The organism is Streptomyces sp. NPDC016851, assembly GCF_055562795.1.
Genome location: NZ_JBVHEP010000002.1, coordinates 313,043 through 313,279, shown reverse-complemented (window position 1 = coordinate 313,279; position 237 = coordinate 313,043). Strand labels below are relative to the sequence as shown.

Here is a 237-nt window from a genome sequence, read left to right as displayed (position 1 = left end):
TGTAGTGGCGTACGGCTTCGTGGGCGGGTTCGAGGGCGGCTTGGCGGTCTCCGGTGTCGGCCAGGTGGGCGGCGAGGTTGTTGAGTGATCCGGCGAGGTTGGGGAGGTAGGCGGCGGGGTTGGTGTGGGCGAGTTGGCGTCGGATGTGTACGGCTTCGTGGGCGGGTTCGAGGGCGCCTTGGCGGTCTCCGGTCCCAGCCAGGTGGTTGGCGAGGTTGTTGAGTGAGGTGGCGAGGT

1 protein-coding gene is annotated in these 237 nt (G+C 68.4%); it reads right to left on the bottom strand.

Features of this window, described 5'->3' with window-relative positions:
• On the bottom strand, positions 1–237 hold a 237-nt coding region (locus tag ACZ3I3_RS04135), incomplete at both ends, for a tetratricopeptide repeat protein (protein ID WP_467362723.1).